The organism is Singulisphaera acidiphila DSM 18658 (genome assembly GCF_000242455.2).
Lineage (GTDB): Bacteria > Planctomycetota > Planctomycetia > Isosphaerales > Isosphaeraceae > Singulisphaera > Singulisphaera acidiphila.
Genome location: NC_019892.1, coordinates 1,349,978 through 1,368,724, shown reverse-complemented (window position 1 = coordinate 1,368,724; position 18,747 = coordinate 1,349,978). Strand labels below are relative to the sequence as shown.

The 18,747-nt window shown below is 62.4% G+C and carries 17 protein-coding genes; 7 read left to right on the top strand and 10 right to left on the bottom strand.

Going from position 1 to position 18,747, the window contains the following annotated elements; translation table 11 throughout:
* Positions 1–587: 587 nt before the first annotated feature.
* Positions 588–962, top strand: coding sequence for a hypothetical protein (locus SINAC_RS05335; protein WP_020465863.1), 375 nt, complete (start codon positions 588–590; stop codon positions 960–962).
* Positions 963–1,020: 58 nt separating this feature from the next.
* Positions 1,021–1,614: a hypothetical protein gene (locus SINAC_RS05330; protein WP_015244660.1), complete on the top strand. Its 594-nt coding sequence runs from the start codon at positions 1,021–1,023 to the stop codon at positions 1,612–1,614.
* Between the two features lie 963 nt (positions 1,615–2,577).
* Here the strand turns inward: SINAC_RS05330 and SINAC_RS05320 are convergent.
* Positions 2,578–2,874 carry a hypothetical protein gene (locus SINAC_RS05320; protein ID WP_020466419.1) on the bottom strand — a complete coding sequence of 99 codons (297 nt, stop codon included), beginning with the start codon at positions 2,872–2,874 and terminating at the stop codon, positions 2,578–2,580.
* A gap of 168 nt (positions 2,875–3,042) precedes the next feature.
* On the opposite strand from SINAC_RS05320, the gene SINAC_RS05315 reads away from it, so the two are divergent.
* Positions 3,043–4,188, top strand: coding sequence for an ISAs1 family transposase (locus SINAC_RS05315; protein ID WP_015243931.1), 1,146 nt, complete (start codon positions 3,043–3,045; stop codon positions 4,186–4,188).
* Here SINAC_RS05315 and SINAC_RS05310 read toward each other — a convergent pair.
* The 9 genes from SINAC_RS05310 to SINAC_RS05270 all read right to left on the bottom strand — a co-directional run bounded on the left by SINAC_RS05310 (position 4,157) and on the right by SINAC_RS05270 (position 13,842).
* A complete protein-coding gene (locus SINAC_RS05310) occupies positions 4,157–5,362 on the bottom strand; it encodes an IS701 family transposase (protein WP_244884932.1) in 1,206 nt (401 codons plus the stop codon). The genes SINAC_RS05315 and SINAC_RS05310 overlap by 32 nt on opposite strands.
* Positions 5,363–5,635: 273 nt before the next feature.
* The gene (locus SINAC_RS05305; RefSeq protein ID WP_390553811.1) at positions 5,636–7,261 is read right to left on the bottom strand and encodes a hypothetical protein; all 1,626 of its coding nucleotides are present in this window, start codon (positions 7,259–7,261) and stop codon (positions 5,636–5,638) included.
* A 108-nt stretch (positions 7,262–7,369) separates the two neighbouring features.
* Entirely contained in the window at positions 7,370–7,903 is a 534-nt protein-coding gene (locus SINAC_RS05300) for a bifunctional adenosylcobinamide kinase/adenosylcobinamide-phosphate guanylyltransferase (RefSeq protein ID WP_015244658.1), read from the bottom strand.
* Between the two features lie 222 nt (positions 7,904–8,125).
* Positions 8,126–8,950, bottom strand: a complete 825-nt coding sequence (cobS, locus tag SINAC_RS05295) for an adenosylcobinamide-GDP ribazoletransferase (RefSeq protein ID WP_015244657.1) — start codon at positions 8,948–8,950, stop codon at positions 8,126–8,128.
* Complete coding sequence (locus tag SINAC_RS05290; RefSeq protein WP_015244656.1) at positions 8,937–9,587, bottom strand: bifunctional 4-hydroxy-2-oxoglutarate aldolase/2-dehydro-3-deoxy-phosphogluconate aldolase; 651 nt, start codon at positions 9,585–9,587, stop codon at positions 8,937–8,939. Before SINAC_RS05290 ends, cobS begins: the two co-directional genes overlap by 14 nt.
* 149 nt (positions 9,588–9,736) lie before the next feature.
* Positions 9,737–10,981, bottom strand: coding sequence for a DUF790 family protein (locus SINAC_RS05285; RefSeq protein ID WP_015244655.1), 1,245 nt, complete (start codon positions 10,979–10,981; stop codon positions 9,737–9,739).
* Positions 10,982–11,092: 111 nt separating this feature from the next.
* Positions 11,093–12,508 carry a DEAD/DEAH box helicase gene (locus tag SINAC_RS05280; RefSeq protein ID WP_015244654.1) on the bottom strand — a complete coding sequence of 472 codons (1,416 nt, stop codon included), beginning with the start codon at positions 12,506–12,508 and terminating at the stop codon, positions 11,093–11,095.
* Positions 12,505–13,110, bottom strand: coding sequence for a Uma2 family endonuclease (locus tag SINAC_RS05275; protein WP_015244653.1), 606 nt, complete (start codon positions 13,108–13,110; stop codon positions 12,505–12,507). Before SINAC_RS05275 ends, SINAC_RS05280 begins: the two co-directional genes overlap by 4 nt.
* Positions 13,111–13,251: 141 nt before the next feature.
* Entirely contained in the window at positions 13,252–13,842 is a 591-nt protein-coding gene (locus tag SINAC_RS05270) for a pseudouridine synthase (protein WP_015244652.1), read from the bottom strand.
* Positions 13,843–13,948: 106 nt separating this feature from the next.
* Between SINAC_RS05270 and SINAC_RS05265 the strand changes: the two genes are divergently transcribed.
* From SINAC_RS05265 to SINAC_RS05250, 4 genes are read left to right on the top strand one after another with little or no spacing between them, the layout of a single operon-like run.
* Positions 13,949–14,902: a sugar-binding transcriptional regulator gene (locus SINAC_RS05265; protein ID WP_015244651.1), complete on the top strand. Its 954-nt coding sequence runs from the start codon at positions 13,949–13,951 to the stop codon at positions 14,900–14,902.
* Positions 14,899–16,278 carry a sn-glycerol-1-phosphate dehydrogenase gene (locus SINAC_RS05260; protein ID WP_015244650.1) on the top strand — a complete coding sequence of 460 codons (1,380 nt, stop codon included), beginning with the start codon at positions 14,899–14,901 and terminating at the stop codon, positions 16,276–16,278. The genes SINAC_RS05265 and SINAC_RS05260 overlap by 4 nt, the downstream gene beginning before the upstream one ends.
* Positions 16,275–17,093 (top strand): HAD-IIA family hydrolase, encoded by an 819-nt coding sequence (locus SINAC_RS05255; protein ID WP_015244649.1) that lies wholly within the window; start codon positions 16,275–16,277, stop codon positions 17,091–17,093. The genes SINAC_RS05260 and SINAC_RS05255 overlap by 4 nt, the downstream gene beginning before the upstream one ends.
* On the top strand, positions 17,090–18,592 hold the full coding sequence (locus SINAC_RS05250) for a glycerol-3-phosphate dehydrogenase/oxidase (RefSeq protein WP_015244648.1): 1,503 nt from the start codon (positions 17,090–17,092) through the stop codon (positions 18,590–18,592). Before SINAC_RS05255 ends, SINAC_RS05250 begins: the two co-directional genes overlap by 4 nt.
* Positions 18,593–18,747: the final 155 nt, after the last annotated feature.

Here is an 18,747-nt window from a genome sequence, read left to right as displayed (position 1 = left end):
TTTTGTTGACTTACATACTGGTGCCTGCTAACACTCATATGATAGTGCACAAGGCTCCGTTAAGTTGCTCGCTCTTTGCATGTCGAGCCATCCGAGGAACAAAACAAGTGCGAATTAACAGCATTTCAAGAACTGCCATTATTATCACGACATGTTCCGCAACGATTTGTCTGCCGGTAGCCATAGCTTCCGTCGCGACAAGCCTGAGTGTCAATCGCGTGATCGTCCCAGTTGGGCAATCGCAGAGGTTCACGGTCAAATATGATGTCACCAAAGACGGCTTCCCTGCCTCTCATGATTGGTTCAAAATAGAGCCAATCCACTCTACGCTAACGCAACTCGGACCGGCTTCTGATGATGTATTTTTCAATTGGTCCTATCCTGGAGCCAGAACCGTTGGATGCTACGTCACATACATGCCGGACCCTGGAGCCCCGCCCAACAACATAGTCACGACGGCTGTTAATGTCTTACCTCCAGATACAGAGACCTTCCAACCATTTGGAATTGGAGCACCTGTCGCCCTCGGAATAGCAAATCATACGATCATTTCGTCGGTATGGACGTGCGGGAGCGAGTGGGTAATCATGGATGCAAGCACTACGGCTGAGGAGAAACTGTTTTACGAGCAAGGCGGCGTTGTTCCTGCTGATGACTTCGTCGACTGGGCTCCAGGAACTCCTGGCACGTGGAATTTCACAATCGACATACTTCAGGATAGCAAGTCGTACGATCAAAATGCTGCGCAATTCGCTACTTACGGCCCCAACCAATTCATCATGTCGTATTGGCAGAAGAATCGCCTAAAATATTTGCGTGAAGATGGGAGCTGGGGGTATGCCGAAGGCCCATCGCGTCATTGGGGTAGACAAAAAGTCACCAACCCCAATGACCCGACTGGACTGTATTGGGAGCTTGTTGACTTGGGCCACTTAGGGACACCGGCGCCTGCGGGCTTTTGACAGCCCTTCTCTTCCGCAAACTTGGGAGTTTGGGTATAGTGGCGAGTTGGAGGAACCTATGATTACGAAGCAAGTATCGTTCTTCGCGATTTCCTTATCTCTTGGCCTTGGGCTAACCTTGGCCTTTGCGGCGAAGCCACGAAAGAAGGTGGGGCGTCCGCAAACAACGCAACGGGCCAGCGTGTTGGCCGGTCGGCCGATGAGGTTGGCTGATAGAAACCCAGACAAGCCTACTCGAGAGCAGCTTGTCAAAAAAGCGACTCTCGCGTTTCAGAACAAGCCCTTTGAGGGTATCTCGATCCAGCCAAATCTGAAGGCCACCGGGGATGATCTGGAGGTTCAGCGCACGATCGCGACGCTACTTAACAAGGCAGACGCATCGCCTCCATCACGCCTCGACCACTTCGCATGGCTGAAACGTCCGGAACTTCGGCAAACCGGCTGGCGCGGACTAATCCAGTCTGTGACGCCAACCTCCGGTGGCTGGTATGTGAAGGTCGCCATTCGGCCTAACCTTGATCACATGGGGGCCATGAGAAGAATCGTAACAAGCGACTGCTTCTTTGAAACTTACTTCTTTGACGGTCAAAACATTCGGTACGTCGCCGGTGAGTCTCCTCCCTCATCTGCTCAAGCTCTTATGATGGACTGACAGACAAGGCGAAGAAGAACGAAAAGAGTGCGGGGCTCACTCCAGTAGGCAGCAGCACTCATACCGCGAGAACCGCCCGGGTTTCGACGGCTCTCCCGCACTTTTGATGATTCCCAAGCGTAGGCAGGTTATCCCCTCTTCGCCTGAATTCACTGCTCCCCTCTCTTATTCTTATTAGGATGCCTTTTTTACTCCTGTTCCAACTTCCGCACGCTCCCATCGGCAGTCGCCTGGTCAGGACCGACTTCGATGGTGTTGCCTTGGCTCTCGGGATCGCAACGACGAATCCGAACGCATCCTGTCCTGCCTGCGGTCACGAGAATTGGCGTGTGCACAGCCGTTACTGTCGCTGTCTCGCCAAGGAACCCGTTTTCGGACATCGTGTTCGCCTCAGGATGACCGGCCGCCGATTTCTCTGTCCCAGTTCGGGGTGCCCGCACCGCATCTTCGCCGAGCCGCTCCACGGCTTCGCGACCAGGTATGCTCGCACGATCAACCGACTCGCCCAGGCTCATCTCGCCATCGGCTCGGCCTTGGGGGGGAAGCCGGAGCGAGGCTGGCGGAGAAGACTGCCGTGCCGACCAGCACCGATACGTTGCTTCGACGCGTCAAGCAGGCGGGGGCATCGGTCCTCGGGTGCCCCACGATTCGTCGGCATCGACGGCTGAGCCTGGTGTAAAGGACCGCGATACGGCACCATCGTTGTCGGCTTCGAGAAGAGCGACGTCATCGATCTCTTGCCGGATTGCGATGCCGCAACTGTCAGTATGTGGATAAAGGCTCATCCCGACGTTGGATGCCACACACTTCCCAGTGAAGCCTGACCTTCCGAAACAGACACTCAGTTTGACTTTTGCCGTTTTGACGACCTTGTCGTGCCAGCGCGCACCCTGATCCGAGGAGACCCCTTGCGACGGCGTCTCGGACCGGGCTTTTGAGCGTGGCAAGCGACTTGGCGGGGGTTCAGGCCGCGGGGGCAAGGCCGTTGAGCAGGAGTTGCCGGAATCCGGGCGTGAGCTTTTGGAACACCACGCGATCACCAGGGATCGCCAAAACCCATTCCAGCCACAACCAGCGGCGGACCGCCGTGATCGCATCCGAGAACGTTACATCACATTTGCCCGGCCAGTCCACGCCGCCGACCCGCGACCCGCGTCTCGGCAATCGGGAGTAAAGCCAGGTCACCAGGGTATACAGTCCGAACAGGCAGGGACCCACGCGCAGGACCGTGTCTCGACTCCAGCCACGCGTCGTCTCCATGCGGAGGTAAGAGCGAATTTCCTCCAGGGCCAGCGCGTATAACTGTGCGGCCTGAGTAGTCTGGCGCGACAGACCGTGGCTCGTTATCTTTGAATCGGTCCTCGTGAATCGGCTTACTGCACTCCGGGTGTGCGGAGGCCGACACCGACCGATCCCAGGATGCCTCCCATGGCCAAGCCCGTCGATGTCGGCTCCATCGGCTCTTATTTCGAATCGCTCTCCGATCCCCGCCACGCACGCAATCGTCGGCACTTGATGGTCGATATCGCTGTCATCGCGGTCTGCGCCGTCATCTGCGGATGCGATGGCCCTACCGCCATTCATCGCTGGGCCAAGAATCGTGAGTCCTGGCTGGCCCTGCATCTGGCCCTGCCCAACGGCATCCCCTCACGGGATTGCATCCGACGCTTGCTCATGGCGCTGAAACCCGAAGCCTTTCAACGCTGCTTCCAGGACTGGATCTGCGACGCGATCCCCGCCGACACTGAGAACTCCCGCCGACACGTCGCTATCGACGGCAAAGCCTGTCGCGGATCGCACGATGCGGCCAAAGGTCTTGGCAATCTGCACATTGTCAGCGCCTGGGCCAGCGAGCAGGGCATTGCGCTGGGTCAGGTGGCCACCGACGCCAAGTCCAACGAGATCACAGCCATCCCAAAACTTCTCGAGCAGATTGACCTCACGGATACGCTCATCACGATCGACGCGATGGGCTGCCAGAAAGCGATTGTCGAGCAGATCGTTGACGGTGGCGGCGACTGCGTGATCGCCGTCAAAGACAATCAGCCGAAGCTCGCAACCGCGATCCAAGCGTTCTTCCTCGACCACCTGGAACGCGATCTCGAGGACCTCCACTATCGATACGACGAGACCCGTGATGCCGGGCACGGCCGCATCGACGAGCGTTCCTATTATCTGGTCAAGGTGCCGACTGATTTCGCGCCGCTGAAGGATTGGCCCTGGATCAAGGCAATTGGCTATGCGGTGCGAATCACGCAGCATGCCGATGGGACGGAGTCGGACGAGGTGCGTTACTATCTCAGCAGCCACTATCTGAGCGGCAAGCGTTTCGGCGAAGCGGTCCGCGGTCACTGGAGTATCGAGTCGATGCACTGGGTACTCGATGTGAACTTTCGCGAAGATGAGCACCGCACTCGCGAGCGGACTTTGGGGAACAACTTGAGCTGGCTTCGGCGGTTCGCCGTGACGCTGCTGAAGCGTCATCCCGACAAGGATAGCCTACGTGGAAAGATGATGTCCTGTATGATTAATACGGACTACCTCACGCAAGTCCTTTCACTACAGCGTGTTTGATATGCGCTGGCCCTGGAATTTCCTCGAAGGTGGTCTCGATGTTCCACCGCGCGGTGTAGGTCTCGATCAGCGACGTGACGCTCATCGTGGCGTCGGTCGTGAAGAAATATCCATCCCGGTGCGTGCCGTCCCGGTCGTGGACGAAGACCCAGCGCACGTTCACCAGGGGACGTCCTCCCTTGTACCAGAGTCCGGTCCCCGTCACGGTCTCGACACGACGTCGGCCGCCGCCGTACCAGGCGACTTCCAGGGCCTGTCGTTGCTGGCTCACCTTGACGACTTCCGCCGGGCCGGGCAACTTCGCTCCCTTAACCCGAGGACGTCCCAGGCCCGCGTATTGCGGTGGTGGCTCGACCAGGTTGGCATCGGGGTAAAACAAGCTGACGAGGGTCAGCCGCTTCGGGGTCCGTGCGGCCAGTTCCGCCAACTCGTGGGTCGCATAGCCGCCGTCGGCGGTGACGACCAGGGTCCGATCAGGGAACCATCGCATCAAGACACGAACCAACTGGCCGAGCAATTGGGGCGGTGTTTTGTGCCGTCGGCCGCACTTCGCGTTATCCTCCTTGGTTCGATACAGCGCGATCAACAGCGGCAAGGCCCAGCGTCGCGTGGCCCAGGGGACGGGGACGAGCAGGGCCAAGACGACCCACTTATGCCCCCAGCGGAACGCGGTGTAGGTGTGAGTCGAGCGAACCGGGTCGCGATGGCGTCCCTTACCGTAGACATGAGGGCCGGGATGCTCGGTGACTGTGTCGTCACCCGCCAGGAGGATCGGCCCGTGCGGCACGAAACTGGCGAGGACCGTGGCGATGTAGCGGCGAGCCAGGGCGGCGAGCGACCATCGGTCGCGCGAGAAGACGCGGTGATAGCTGCTGGGGTGCCCGGGCGCCAGGGTGCCCAGGACACGGAGCAGGTTGTTGATCGTGCGTCCGCCCAGAGTCAGGATCGCGGCCAGGGCCAGGAGGATGAACCGGCGATGGGCCGCCCGCGAGAAGGCGGGTTCGAGGGGGTCAAGAACGGTGCGGACCTGCTTGGGGAGTTGCTCGTGAATTCGTTCGAGCCTTCGCCGTGTGGCCCGCGCCTTGCGAGCCTGTCGCCGCCGGTTGGTCCGCAACCGCAAGCGAAGTTGCTTCACGGAGAGTCGCGCGCGAGTCCGATCGGTTAAACTGGTCATGGCGGCCTTCTTGTGTGCGAGGAAGGGCTCTGTGCATACCCCTCATTGCACCAGGGAGGCTCGCCACATTTGTATCCCAAAACGGCAAAAGTCAAGCTCAGCGAAAGCAAAGGAATCAGGGGGTGTCGGTTCATTCGCAGTGTGGTTGACGAATGAATCCTCGCCCGTAGTCACTCCTCTGAGTACGGTGAGAGGGCCGAGCCCTCGATCCTGAAATCAAGGTGTCCGCGATCGGGGACGGCCTCGTCCCACGCTCGACGTCGAGCGATTCGCTTACTTGATGATCGCCTTGGGGGCGGAGCCGTTGCCTGCGTTAGCGCTTGGGTTGCCGGCACCCGCGCTGGGCTCGAGGCCGATGATCCGGCTCTTGGGGCTGCTCCGATCGACAATGACGGGCCCCGACTCGGTGGTTTCAACCGCACCGATGTTGCCAAGAGTGTCGGCCACTTCGATCCGGATTTGGATCCGTGGCGGAATGTTGGGGGGAACGTTCCAGATATATCGACCGGTATTCGCCATGGGGGGAGCAATCTGCTGCCAGTTGTCCCCAGCGTGATCGGCTCGCCACGAGAGCGTGATCGGGCGGGGACCAAGGTGAAAGTCCGTGGCCCGCCAATCGATCGCGACTTTTCCAATATGCTGACCGGTGCCCACCACAGGGGGCCTGAGCATAACCACCGACGGGGGAGTACTGTCGACCTCGACCCAGATCTGGGGCGACTCGCCGGGGCCCGGGGGACGGTCGCCCTGACCCGCCGCCGAGCGGGCAACGAGGCAGAGGCCGAAGGTTCCCTCGCCCGGGAGGACGACCTCGATGGGAGAGACCTTGTCCTGGTCCTCGGCCCCCAAGATCCAGGTCCGACCGCCGTCCTCGCTGACGTAAAGCTCCACCGTATTCGGGCCGTTAGGACCGGCGTCGTCGACAGCGTATTGCAAGGAGAAATTGCGGTCTTTGACCAGCAACGATCGGCTCGGTCCTGCCGCCACCCCTTTTGACACGGAACCTTGGGGAGACTCGACGGCTCCGTCCGGCGAAACCGGGAACGGATTCGGATCATTGGCAACGGGCGCAGGCACATTCCGCGGCACCGGCGTGTTCCGCTTCGACACGCGAGTCGGCGGCGGAAAGACATCCCGCGACTCGGACGATCGGGAATTGGACGCAGGCGGCGGGAAGCTCGAGTCCGAGGACAGTGGCGGCGGAGCCAAGAATTCCGCATTCTCGCTCGCGGCCAGACTGGGATTGCTCGGGGTTCCTTCGTTCAGCGTGATCGTTTTCTCGGCGATATTGCCGGCGCGATCCTCGATCTGGGCGCGGACCGTGATCGGCTCGGCGGTACCGGCATCCCAGGTTTCACTGCCGATCAAAGCCATCCGGCCAATCGTCACCTTGCGCCACTTGTCCGCGCCGTCGACCTGATATTCGATGACCAGCGACCCCAACGCCAGATGCTCGTCGTGAACCTCCCAGCGGACCGACGCCCCGCTACCGCGACGGCTGTCGGGTTCGAGGACCAGCGACGGGGGTTTGGTGTCGACGATCACCTTCATACTCGGCTCGACCGGTTCGTCATCGCTCGGAAAGAGCCGGTCTTGCGTGTCGAGCGTTCGGACGGCGAACCAGTACTCGTCGTCCTCGGTCGCTTTGAAGGTGAAGGAGGGGCGGTCGGGAGTGGTCGAGGCTTTCGGCTTCCAGGTGAAGCCATCGTCGTTGGAGACCCAGAGCTGGACCTCCTTGAGCCGCGACCGCTCGGCCGGGTCCACATTGAACGGGATCCGGAACGATCGATTCTTGTGGTAGAGCGTGGGGACTCGAGACGCCCGAGTGGAGGGAGGGGCCGCGATCGAAGCGGGCGTGGAGAGTCCCAGGACCAGGGCCAAGCCCAGTCCGATACTCACCAGTCGCAACCGAAAGCCCCTTGGCGCCACGCGTTCGCTCCTCGAACCAAGGCCCCGAACTCAACGTCTCACGCAGGGTCGAACCCCAGAATCAAACCGGCTTGTTGTCTACTTGAGCCGGATTGACAGTCCCGCGACACTGAGATGAACCGCATCACACTCTTCAGCCAGACGCTGATTGGCCATCCCTTGCAGGTCGGCGAACCGCCGCGCCAGCGCGTTGGTCGAGACCAGGCTCGACCCCACCTCGTTCGAAACCCAAATCACCCGCGCCTGCCCCCGGCCCGCTCGAACTGCCCGGACCACGGCGTCGAGAATCTCCGAATCCGCCAAGGCCGCTCCGTTGCCGAGACCGAGCAACAGGTTGCTGATCCAGAGCGTTACACAGTCGATCACTACTGAACCCTCCGTGGCCACGATCGCAGGAAGCACGACATCCAAGTCGCGCGGAACCTCTTGAGTCGTCCAACTTTCGGGTCGATCGGCCTGGTGACGCTCGATGCGTGCCACCATCTCCGGGTCGGCACGGTCCACGGTCGCCGTCGCCAGATAAGTGACCGGCGGGTACTCGGCGGCCAGCCGTTGGGCCAGCCGACTCTTTCCCGATCGGATTCCTCCGAGCACCAGGATCGATTCACCCATCGACCGCCCCCACCTAAGACTTGGATTCAGGTAGGGTTCCTACCACTCCACCGCGCACTAAGAGGCTTATGCGAACGTTATCGGCCGCTCTCTCGGTAGGCTTGAAATGAATCTGGCGACGAGTCGGGTTGTAGGATTTTTTCGCGATTTATCACATGCCATGTGCCGCGATGACACATGCAGCCTTTGCCCTGACTACGCAGGACTCCCTACCAACCAAAGTCATCTCAGCCCCAGAGAGAGGCTGAATCCCACCAAAAAGGCCAGTTCACCCAATTCCACCGTAGCGCCCAGAATATCGCCCGTGACGCCGCCAAGGCGGCGCACGGCCAGACGGGTGAAGGCGAACGCCAGAATCAAGGCCCCCAGGCCAGCGATCAGACCAGGGCTGCCCGCAACAGCACTGGCGAGCGCGAGACAGGCGAACGTCGCGGCCAAGGCGTCGCGACGTGTGGTCGCTTCGATCACGAGGCGACCCGTTCCCTGAGGTCGAGCATAACGGGCCAGGCCGGCTGAAACGAGGATCAAGGTCCGGCTTACGGCCACCGCTCCGAGGAGTGCCAGCGAACGTCCAGAGCCATTCAGGTCAGCGAGAACCGCGTATTTCCCCAGGAGCACCAGCGCGATCGCGGAGACACCGTGACTGCCGATATGGGGATCGCGCATCACGGCCAGGCGACGGTCGGCCCCTCCCCAGAGGAAGAGGCCGTCGAACGTGTCGGCCAATCCGTCGAGATGGAGCCCGCCGGTGAGGATGGCAAGAAATGCGACGAGTATGAACGCGGAGACGGCCGCCGAAACTCCGACGTGGCGAAGTGCCTCGCTCAAAGCGGCCATCAAGAGCCCAACCGCACACCCGACGAAGGGGTAGGCGAAGCGTGAGGCGACTAGGTCGGCCTCGGTCGCCGGTGCGTCGTCAGCACGCCCCAGAGGAATCACGGTCAGGAAAGCCAGCGCAAGTTTCGTCGCGCGGGCGGCGCGGGCCAGGGGGGCCCGCGTCTGGTGGTCGGTCTCTGGGGCCAACGGTTCGGGTTCAGGCCGAGCCACGGAACCGCCGCACGATCGCCGCGTACTGGCTGGCCAACTCGCGGATCCGCGCGAAGTCGCCGCTGGCGACCGTCTTGGGGTCGACCAGCGAGCTTCCTACGCCCAGGCAGCAGGCACCAGCCTTGAGAAACGACTCGGCCGTATTCAGGTCGACCCCGCCGGTCGGCATCAGCCGGATCTGGGGGAGCGGCCCACGAAGGGCTTTCAGGTAGGGTGCCCCGCCCACGTCGGCCGGGAAAATCTTGACGACATCGGCGCCGGCTTCCCAGGCGGCGACGACCTCGGTCGGAGTGAATGCACCTGGCATCACCACCTTATCATAGCGTCGGCAGAGACGAATGACGTCCAGATTAAGCGACGGGGCAACGATGTACTCCGCCCCGGCCAGGAGTGCAGCACGGGCCGTTTCAGGGTCGAGGACCGTCCCTGCGCCCAGCACGATGGCATCACCGATTTCCTGGCGGACCTGGCGGATCACCTCAAGCGCATCGGGCACGGTGAAGGTAATCTCGGCGGCCGTTACCCCCCCCTCGGCCAGGGCGCGAACCACCTGTAGCAGCGACTCGCCCGACTCGGCGCGAACCACGGCGACGACCCCACCCTCGAGAATCCGTTTCAGCGTCGCTTCGCGGCTCATTCCCAATTCTCCACGTTCCCGGGACGAAAAATGGACTGTAGCGTTGTGCAGACCGACCCGTCAAGTTCGCCAAGCACCCTGGCTTCAACAGCTCATCAAAAGCCAGGAGGCACCCACTCCCGGCTCACCTCGAAATCACCGTTGGCCGCTTAAAATCCGAGTTCCGGGGAGTCTTTGAGGAAACGGTCGAGCAGGGCGGAGAGGTCGTTCGAATTCGGAATCTCTTTGAATCGAAGCACCGGGCCCGACAGGCCCTCAATCGATTCTTCATCGACTTTCAAACGATCGGAGATCGCGAGCACATAACGCTTCGGACCGTGCTGGGGTAAAAGCCGAAGCAGGCGATCGAGGCTCGACCGTTTCCAAAAGCCAACCACTTCGAGGAAGACGTCGAGCCCGGTCGCTTTGTGGACGAACCGATAGTCGGGCACCCACACACCTTCACGCCCCAATTCGATCACTTCGGTCGACTCGGTCACATCCCAGGCCGAGGCAACCTGGCGGATCCGATCCAGGAACGCTCCCATTTCGGCAGGAACATAAGTGCCGGTGTCGGCCTGGTGCGAGATCAGGCCGTCGGACGATTCGAGGTGGAAGCTCCGTGGATCGCGCTTCGGCCCCCAGCGCAGCTCGGCGTCGAGCCGGAACTCCGCGCAATGGAGCAAGGTGGGCAGGAACAGGGCCATTTGCAGGCCGTACCGGTTGGTCGCGCTGAAGAGGCTGAGGGGACCGTCGATCTGGAACGTGTAGCCGGTGGTCATACTCCCTTCGACCCGGTAGAGCAAGCGATGGAACTTGAGTTGTCGGAACAACTGCCGGTAACGCGCAGGCTTCTCGTTACGGACCACGGCGGTCACCAACACCGCGCGGAGCAGGATCGCCTGCGCCAGCGCCACGTTATATCGATCGACCAGGCGCTGGGCGTCGAGGTCGTCGAACTTGAGCATCCGGTTTTCGTCCTTGAGGTCGGCAAATAGGCCGGCCGCGACCGCCTCCGGCTCGATGCCAAGCTCCCGTCCGACAACTTCCAGCACATGATCGCGTTTGAACGGAGCCCGATGGCCCGCAGCCCTGAGCGAGCGACGATAATCGGCCGCCGCCGAAAAGAGCTTTTCACGTAGGGTTTCGGGCGGGACATCCGCCACCACCTCGAACTCGGCGCGGTCCTCGAGCACCTTCGCCAAGCCGCGATGCGCCAGCGTCGCCAGCCCCTCACCCACAAGTTCGTGGACCTCGGTCTCGATTTCGTAACGGGTCGTCCCCACCCCTTCGCGGAAAATCAGGAGCAGGCTCTCAGCCACCTCGAGCCACTGCGCATTGTCGCGGCTGAGGTAGAGCGGCATGACCCGCCCCTTCGAGGTGACTTTCACGCGAACGAGGTTACCGGTCAGCATGATCCGTTGGACACTCCCCGCCGCTCTGGACTCGTTGTGATTCTCGCCGCTAGGGGGCACGCCCCACCCGTTGAGGAAATCACATATGCCTTACGGATTCAATTTGAAACGTCAATCACCGCCGTAGGCGCTGTGCTGGCGACGACGATTGGAGGTAAATTCTTCGGAGGTTCCCCGGCTGATGACTTCGTAGAGGAGGGCTTCCTTGTCGCCCGACTTCCGGAGGATACGACCGAGGCGCTGAACGTGCTCACGGACCGAGCCCGAACCCGACAGGATGATGGCCACGCTCGCCTCGGGGACGTTCACCCCTTCGTTGAGGACGCGCGAGGTCGCCACGATCGGGTAGGTGCCTGCGTTGAACTGGAGGAGGATGTCACGGCGCTCCTTGGTCTTGGTCTGGTGGGTGATGACCGGAACCAGGAACTGCCGAGCGATCTTGTAAACCGTTGCATTATCGTGCGTAAAAATAATAACTCGATCACCATTATGGCGATCGAGCAGGCGTCCCAAAAGTTCAAGCTTGGCGGGAGCGGCCAGCGCCAGGTCACGCTGACGGCGGTAGGCAAGGTAGGCCTGCCGCCCTTCACTCGAGCGATGCGCCACGAAGAGGAACTGACCCCAGGCATTCGGTCGACGCATGTCGATCCCATTATCCTGGAGGAACCCTCGATAGACCTCGCGGCAGCTCTCGTACTCGTTCCGCTCCGCGTCGGACAGGTTCACGTACACGGTCTCGACCCGGTAGTCGGCCAGGTACTGCCCGCGCAACTGGGTAATTTCGCGACGATAGACGATCGGACCGATCAGGTAGTCGAGCTGCGTGTGCGCATTGTCGGCACGTTCCGGGGTTGCGGTCAGCCCGAGGCGCCAGGGAGCCATTGAGGCAATCGCCGCCATCCCGTAGGTCGGGCCGGGCAAGTGGTGGCACTCGTCGAAGACGATCAGCCCGAACTTGTTCCCGATCCGCGCCATGTTGATGTAGGCCGAGTCGTAGGTCGTCACCGTCAACGGCTTGATGTCGTTGTATCCGCCGCCCAGCAGGCCGACCTCGGTGGCAAAGGCCATCGTGAGCTCGTCGTACCACTGATTCATCAGGTCGATCGTCGGCGTGACGACCAGGGCCGGGCGCTTCGCGATTTCGATGGCGAGGTTGGCCACGTGCGTTTTGCCGGTGCCGGTCGGGAGGACGATGACCCCTCTCCCCAGCCGTCCCCCATCCCACCAGGCCTTCACCCCCTCCGACTGGTGGGGGAAGGCTTCCTTGGTGATCCGGAGCGGCCACGGGGTCAACTTATAGTCGCGGGCGTCGTCGACATAGGGGATCTTCTCCGCGATCAAGTACTCCATGATCTCGCGGTAGTGCATCGCCTCGGCACGGAGCTGCCGGGTGCGGTGGTCGAACTCGACGCGAGGCAGGCCGCGAGTTTCCCCCTCGGGCAGACCTTCGATCAGCAGAGTTCCCTCGTCATAGGAGAGCCGCAGGTACGACTTGGTCTCGGCGCTGGGCACATCGGCCTGACTCATGCGGGGTCGGCTCCCGTTGTCGGACGTTCCGGCCTCGGGAATCTGAGCCAGCCGAAAACGGTGGCAACCGGCAACCGATAGCCGGGAAGGACCGGCTCACCGTCCAAGACGCCATCGAAAGCCAGGCTCTCAGCCGGTTGGCTCGGGCGGTAAACTTCCACCCGCTTCTTCTCGGGATCGATTAACCAGCCGAGCGAACAACCATTCTCGGTAGAGTGGACAAGCTTCTCACGTGCACTCTTGGCCGACTGATCAGGAGAGATGATTTCGATGTGAATATCAGGAACGAGGAAGGCCTCGTTGAGGATTTCGCCCTGAGCATCGGTGCAGATGTGCGACACCAAAAGGAAAACAATATCGGGCACGATCGAACGCCCCGCAAACGTGCACCGAAGTTCGGAGAAGGCAAACCCTTTCTCTGCCGGTTCAGCGTACCTGTTGAGGCTGTCGCCAAGCCTGACTTGGATCACGCTATGCTTCTGCTGCGGCGACACCTTGGCCTCGATTCGACCATTGATGAACTCGAGCGATGGTTCCTCTTCGGGGAGGGCAAGGAATTCCTCCAGCGTGAGCGATCTTTGGATGCGGGATACGCTGCTCATCGCTGCTCCTCTACCCGAAGAGAAGACCTGGCGGGCCATGCCCACTCTATCAAGGCCGGAAAACACAAGACGTTCCGGCGAATCGACGGGCCGCCTCATTGTTTCAGTGTACTCCAGTTTAGCCGATCTTTGGGCGAACCTCTAGCGAATCGCGCCTCGAATACGCAAGGCGTTGCGCTCGTGGGGAGTGAGCTCGCGCCAGGCGCCGGGGGCGAGGTCCCCCAGGAGCACCGGGCCGATCGCCACGCGGACCAAGCGGAGGGTGGGATAGCCAATCGCCGCCGTCATCCGACGGACTTGCCGGTTCCGCCCCTCGCGAAGCACCAACCGGATCCAGGCGGTCGGGACATTCTTGCGGAACCGGATCGGCACGGAGCGTTCCGGTAGAGCAGGGGGCTCCGTCAGCAGTTCCGCTTCGGCGGGGCGAGTCCGCCCGTCCTTGAGAACGAGCCCGCGCCGCAACGGCTCCAAGGCCGAGTCGTCGGGGATCCGCTCAACCTGCGCCAGGTAAGTCCTCGGATGTTCGAACCTCGGGTCGGTCAGTCGATGGGCCAGCGGCCCATCGTCGGTCAGGAGCAGAAGTCCCTCGCTGTCCCGGTCCAGCCGGCCCACCGGGTAGACCCCCGGTTGCGGAAAGAAATCCTTGAGCGTGACCCGGCCCGCTTGATCCGTGAACTGGGTCAACACGTCGAACGGCTTGTGCAGCACGTAATACCGAAACGGACTGACCATAGCTCAGCTCGCCCCCGAATCAATAACGCTCACCGAAAACCTCTACCTTGACCACGTGACTGCTCTGAGTTACAGTCTGAATACACATTCAGAATAATTATTCACTATGACGACATCAATTTACAACGACGAGCAGTTGATTTTGGCCGCCAGGCTTTACTTCCTGGACGGGCTTCCCCAAGCGCAGATTGGGAAGCTCGTGAACGTGTCCCAGTCGAAGGTCTCGCGGATGCTCGCGATGGCTCGTGAGCGGGGATTGGTGCGAATCACGGTCCCCGAATACGACTCGCGCAATGGCGATATGGAAGAAGAGCTGGGACGCCGGCTCGGCCTGGAAGCGGTTGTGATTCGGACCGTCGGCGGGCTTCGGGCCGAGGATCTGCGCCAGACGATCGGCTATTTCGCAGCGCCCGTGATCGCGGGTTGGATCGAGGCGGCAAGTCGGGTCGCGGTGGCCGGGGGACGGACGATGCAGGCCCTGGTGGACCAGATGAAGCCGTCCCAGCCAAAGCACGAGCTTGCCTTGATCCAGGCGATGGGAAACATCGACTCGAGTCCCGGGCTCTATGACGCCGTGGAGCTGGGCCGGCTGATGGCCCGACGGTGGGGGGGCACATTCCTGACCTTGAGCACCCCGGCCATCCTCCCTGATCCGGAGACCTGCCGCCGGTTCTTCGGGCTCGAGCAAATTCAAGGGGTCATGAACCAGCTCGGCCAGGCGGATCTCGCCCTCGTCGGGGTCGGAACGTTGGCGAACTCGGTGTTCTTGGAACGAAATGTACTTGGGCCTTCCGATCTCGCGACCCTCCAAGCGGCAGGCGCGGTGGGCGAGATCCTGGGTCGCTTTTACGATGCCCATGGCAATGAATGTGCCAGCCCGTTTCAGCAACGGGTCGTCAGCCTGAGTCTGAATGAACTGCGGCGGATCCCTCGGAAAGTCGGTGTCGTCGCCGGCGCGGATCGCACCCAAGCGGTCCTTGCCGCGATCGAAGGAGGGCTGCTCAACGCCCTCGTCATCAATGAGGGGGGGGCATCCGCCTTGCTTAAGGAAACTCGATGAGCCTATCCGTAGAAGAAGAGCCGCTCCTGGAAGGGGCCTTGCAGGCCGCTCGTGACACCCGCTTTCTCGCGGTGGAGGCAGGTGTCCGGCACAAAACGGCCGAGATCTTCGCCTCGCTGTTCGGGACAACGCCGGCCCTGATCGTGGCGGACCAAAAGACCTTTGTGGCGGCCGGCCGCGAGGTTCAGGAGAGTTTCCGGATCGCCGGACACGAACTGAGCAAACCGTTCATCTTCGGCCCGCACGTCTACGCCGAGACCCCGTGCGTCAAGGAGCTACAGAAAGCCCTCGAAGGGGTACAAGGCATTCCGATCGCCGTGGGCTCGGGGACGATCAACGACCTGACCAAGCTGGTCGCGCACCGCCTGGGCAGGCCCTACCTGGCCGTGGCGACCGCCGCCTCAATGGACGGCTACACGGCCTATGGGGCCTCGATCACCCACTATGGGTCCAAGCAGACGTTCGACTGCCCGGCCCCGAAAGGGGTGCTCGCCGACCTCGACGTGATCGCCCGCGCTCCACGTGGAATGAACGCCTCGGGCTACGCCGACCTGCTGGCCAAGGAGGTCGCCGGGGCCGACTGGATCGTGGCCGAAGCCGCCGGGGTCGAGCCGATCGACCCCTCGGTCTGGGCGACCGTTCAGAACAGGCTCCGCGCCTGGGTCGACTCGCCGGCCGGAATCGCACGCAACGAGCCGGCCAGCCTGCGTCGGCTGGTCAACGGCCTCATGATGAGCGGATTCGCGATGCAGGCCGCCCAAACGAGCCGCCCGGCCTCGGGGGCCGAGCACCAGTTCAGCCACCTCTGGGACATGCAGCACCACACCCACCAAGGGACCGCCCCGTCACACGGCTTCAAGGTCGGGATCGGAACGCTGGCAACCTTGGCCTTTTACGAAGCCTTGCTCCGCAGGGACCTGGGCCGGCTCGACGTCGAGGCCGCGATTGCGAGTTGGCTGTCGCCCCGGCAGGTCGAACGACGGATCGTCGCCATCTTCGGCGCGGGCGAGCTGGCGGACAAGGCAAAGGAGGAGACGCGTGCCAAGACGCCGAGCCTCGACGAACTTCGCGCCCAACTCACGCGACTGCGCGATGGCTGGCCGGAGCTCCGGTCGAAGCTGGTGCGCCACTTGACACCGTTCCAGAAGGTGCGTGAGGCGCTTCGCGACGCCGGCTGCCCGCACGAGCCGGAGCAGATCGGGATCAGCCGCGCCCGGCTCCGGCTCAGCTACGAGCAGGCCTATTACATCAGGCGGCGGTTCACCGTGCTCGACTTCGCGCAGCGGGCCGGGATCATGGACTCGGCCGTCGAGCACCTGTTCAGCGCGCGGGGGCCATGGCCCATCTCAGCCTCGGCCACGGAGAACCGCAAATGACGTTGGACCTGACCCGAATCCGGCACGTCGTGCTCGACCTAGACGGCACCCTCTATCGAGGCGACCGCCTGTTCGAGGTGACGATCCCGTTCCTCGCCAGGCTCGCCAGGCTCGGAATCGGCCACACGTTCCTGACCAATAACACGTCGCGCAGCAAATCCGACTACGTGACGAAACTTCAAAAGCTCGGGATCGACGCGCAAGAATCCCAGGTCGCCACGCCTGCCGATACGACCATCACCTACCTGCGCAAGCAATTGCCCCAGGTGACGTCGATCGCCGTGCTCGGTACCCCCTCACTCTGCCAGCAGTTCGAAGAGGCGGGGTTCACGGTCGGTTGGGATGCCCCTGGGGCCGTGGTCGTCGGCTTTGACACGACCCTCGACTATGAGCGGCTCTGCCGCGCGGCCTACTGGATCGGCGAGGGGCGGCCGTTCCTGGCCACGCATCCCGACCTGATCTGTCCCACCGACCAACCGACGATCCTCGTGGACTGCGGCGCCCTCTGTGCCTGCCTGACAGCGGCCACGGGCCGGCAGCCCGTCGTTCTGGGCAAACCCGACCCGTCGATCCTCCTCGATCTTTGCAACCGGCTCGGCCTGGCCAAAGACGAGGTTGCGATGGTCGGAGACCGGATCTATACGGACATCGCAATGGCGCGGCGAGCGGCCGTGCCGGGGGTCCTGGTCCTGAGCGGCGAGGCCACGAAAGCGGACGCCGCCACCCTCGAGCAGCCGCCTGAGCTGATCGTCGCCGACGTGGGTGAGCTCGGGGAAATCCTCGAAAACGCCCGAACGGTGGGGGCTCGACCATGAATCCGAGTGGAATCTCTCGAAACGAACAGATGAAAGTCCTGGCGAATGAGCCCTTTGACGTGCTGATTATCGGCGGCGGCATCGTCGGTTCGGGCATTGCCCGAGACGCCGCGCTGCGGGGCTTGCGAACCCTCTTGGTGGAACAGGCCGACTTCGCGTCGGGGACCAGCAGCCGGTCGTCCCGGCTCCTTCACGGCGGCCTGCGATACCTGGCTCAAGGCCGGATCGGCCTGGTCCGCGAGGCGAGCCTCGAGAAGATGCGGCTGAGCAAGATCGCCGCACATCTCTGCCAACCCTTGCCCTTTCTCTTCCCGGTCTGGAAAGGGGCAGGCTGGCCACTCTGGATGCTCTCCATCGGCGTCAAGGTCTACGACCTGCTCTGTGGCGGGAACAACCTGGGCAAGTCCCGGACTTACCGGCCGACTGAGCTCCTGAAGCACTTGCCCGGCCTCCGCCGCGAGGGGCTGAAGGGGGGCACGTCGCACTACGATGCGCTCACCAACGACGCGCGACTCGTGATCGACACGCTCCGCTCGGCCGAGGCGGCCGGCGCCTCGTTACGGAACTACACCTCGTTCGTTTCCGGCACCGCGACGAACGGCACCTGGACCTGCACGGTGCGCGACCAGCTTGAGGGGAACACTGTCGAGGTCCAGGCCCGAGCGGTCGTCAACGCCGCCGGCGCGTGGTCAGCCAAGATCCCGCACAGCACGGTGCGACTCCGGCTCACCAAGGGGGTCCACGTGGTCATCGACCACGCGCGCCTGCCCGTCTCGGAAGCGGTCGTCCTCCCTGAAGGGGATCGGATCCTGTTCGTGATCCCGTGGGGCGAACGAATCATCCTGGGCACGACCGACACCGAGTACCAGGGAGACCCGGCCGCGGTCCGCACCGACGCCGAGGACATCGACTACATTCTCGGCGTCGTCAACCGCGCCTTCCCCGCGGCCCGGATCACGGTCGACGACGTGATCTCAACCTGGGCCGGAGTGCGTCCGCTGGTTGCTCCCCGACATGAAAAAGAAGGGGCGCCCTCGGATGTTTCGCGAAATCATGAGATAAGGATGGGGGAGCCAGGCTGGTTCGACGTTGCCGGCGGTAAACTCACCACCTACCGTCTGATGGCCGAACAGACGATCGATCAAGTTGGCCGCCACCTCGGCGCGCGTTTGCCTCGCTCTCGGACCGCCGAGCTACCATTGACGGCGGGACCGTCCAGCGGAGTGCTCCCCCCGCCGGTCGAGCAGAACGTGGTGATGGAGACCTGTCGGCAAGAGTGGGTGGTCCACCTTGACGACCTCCTCCTGCGGCGCACGTCCTGGCACTTCTACCACGCGAACCAAGGCGAGATCGCCGAGAAGGCCGCGCACTGGATGGCCGAAGTGCTCGGCTGGAATCCGGAACGCATCGAGCTCGAACTCAAGCGATATCAGGATGCAGCCGATCATCCCCCTCGGTTCGACGTAGCGGCCAAGCCGCATCGAGCTGCGGGAGGTTAAAAACGTCATCTCCTGCATTGCACAGCCCCGAAAGGGCGGCCGGCCACCGCGAGAGGTTCGCTCTGGCGGTCGCCCCTTCAGTGCCGCGACAAACCCGCCAATCTCAAAGAGACCTCGCGGGCAGGATGATTCTGACTCTCAGTAAGAATCACGTT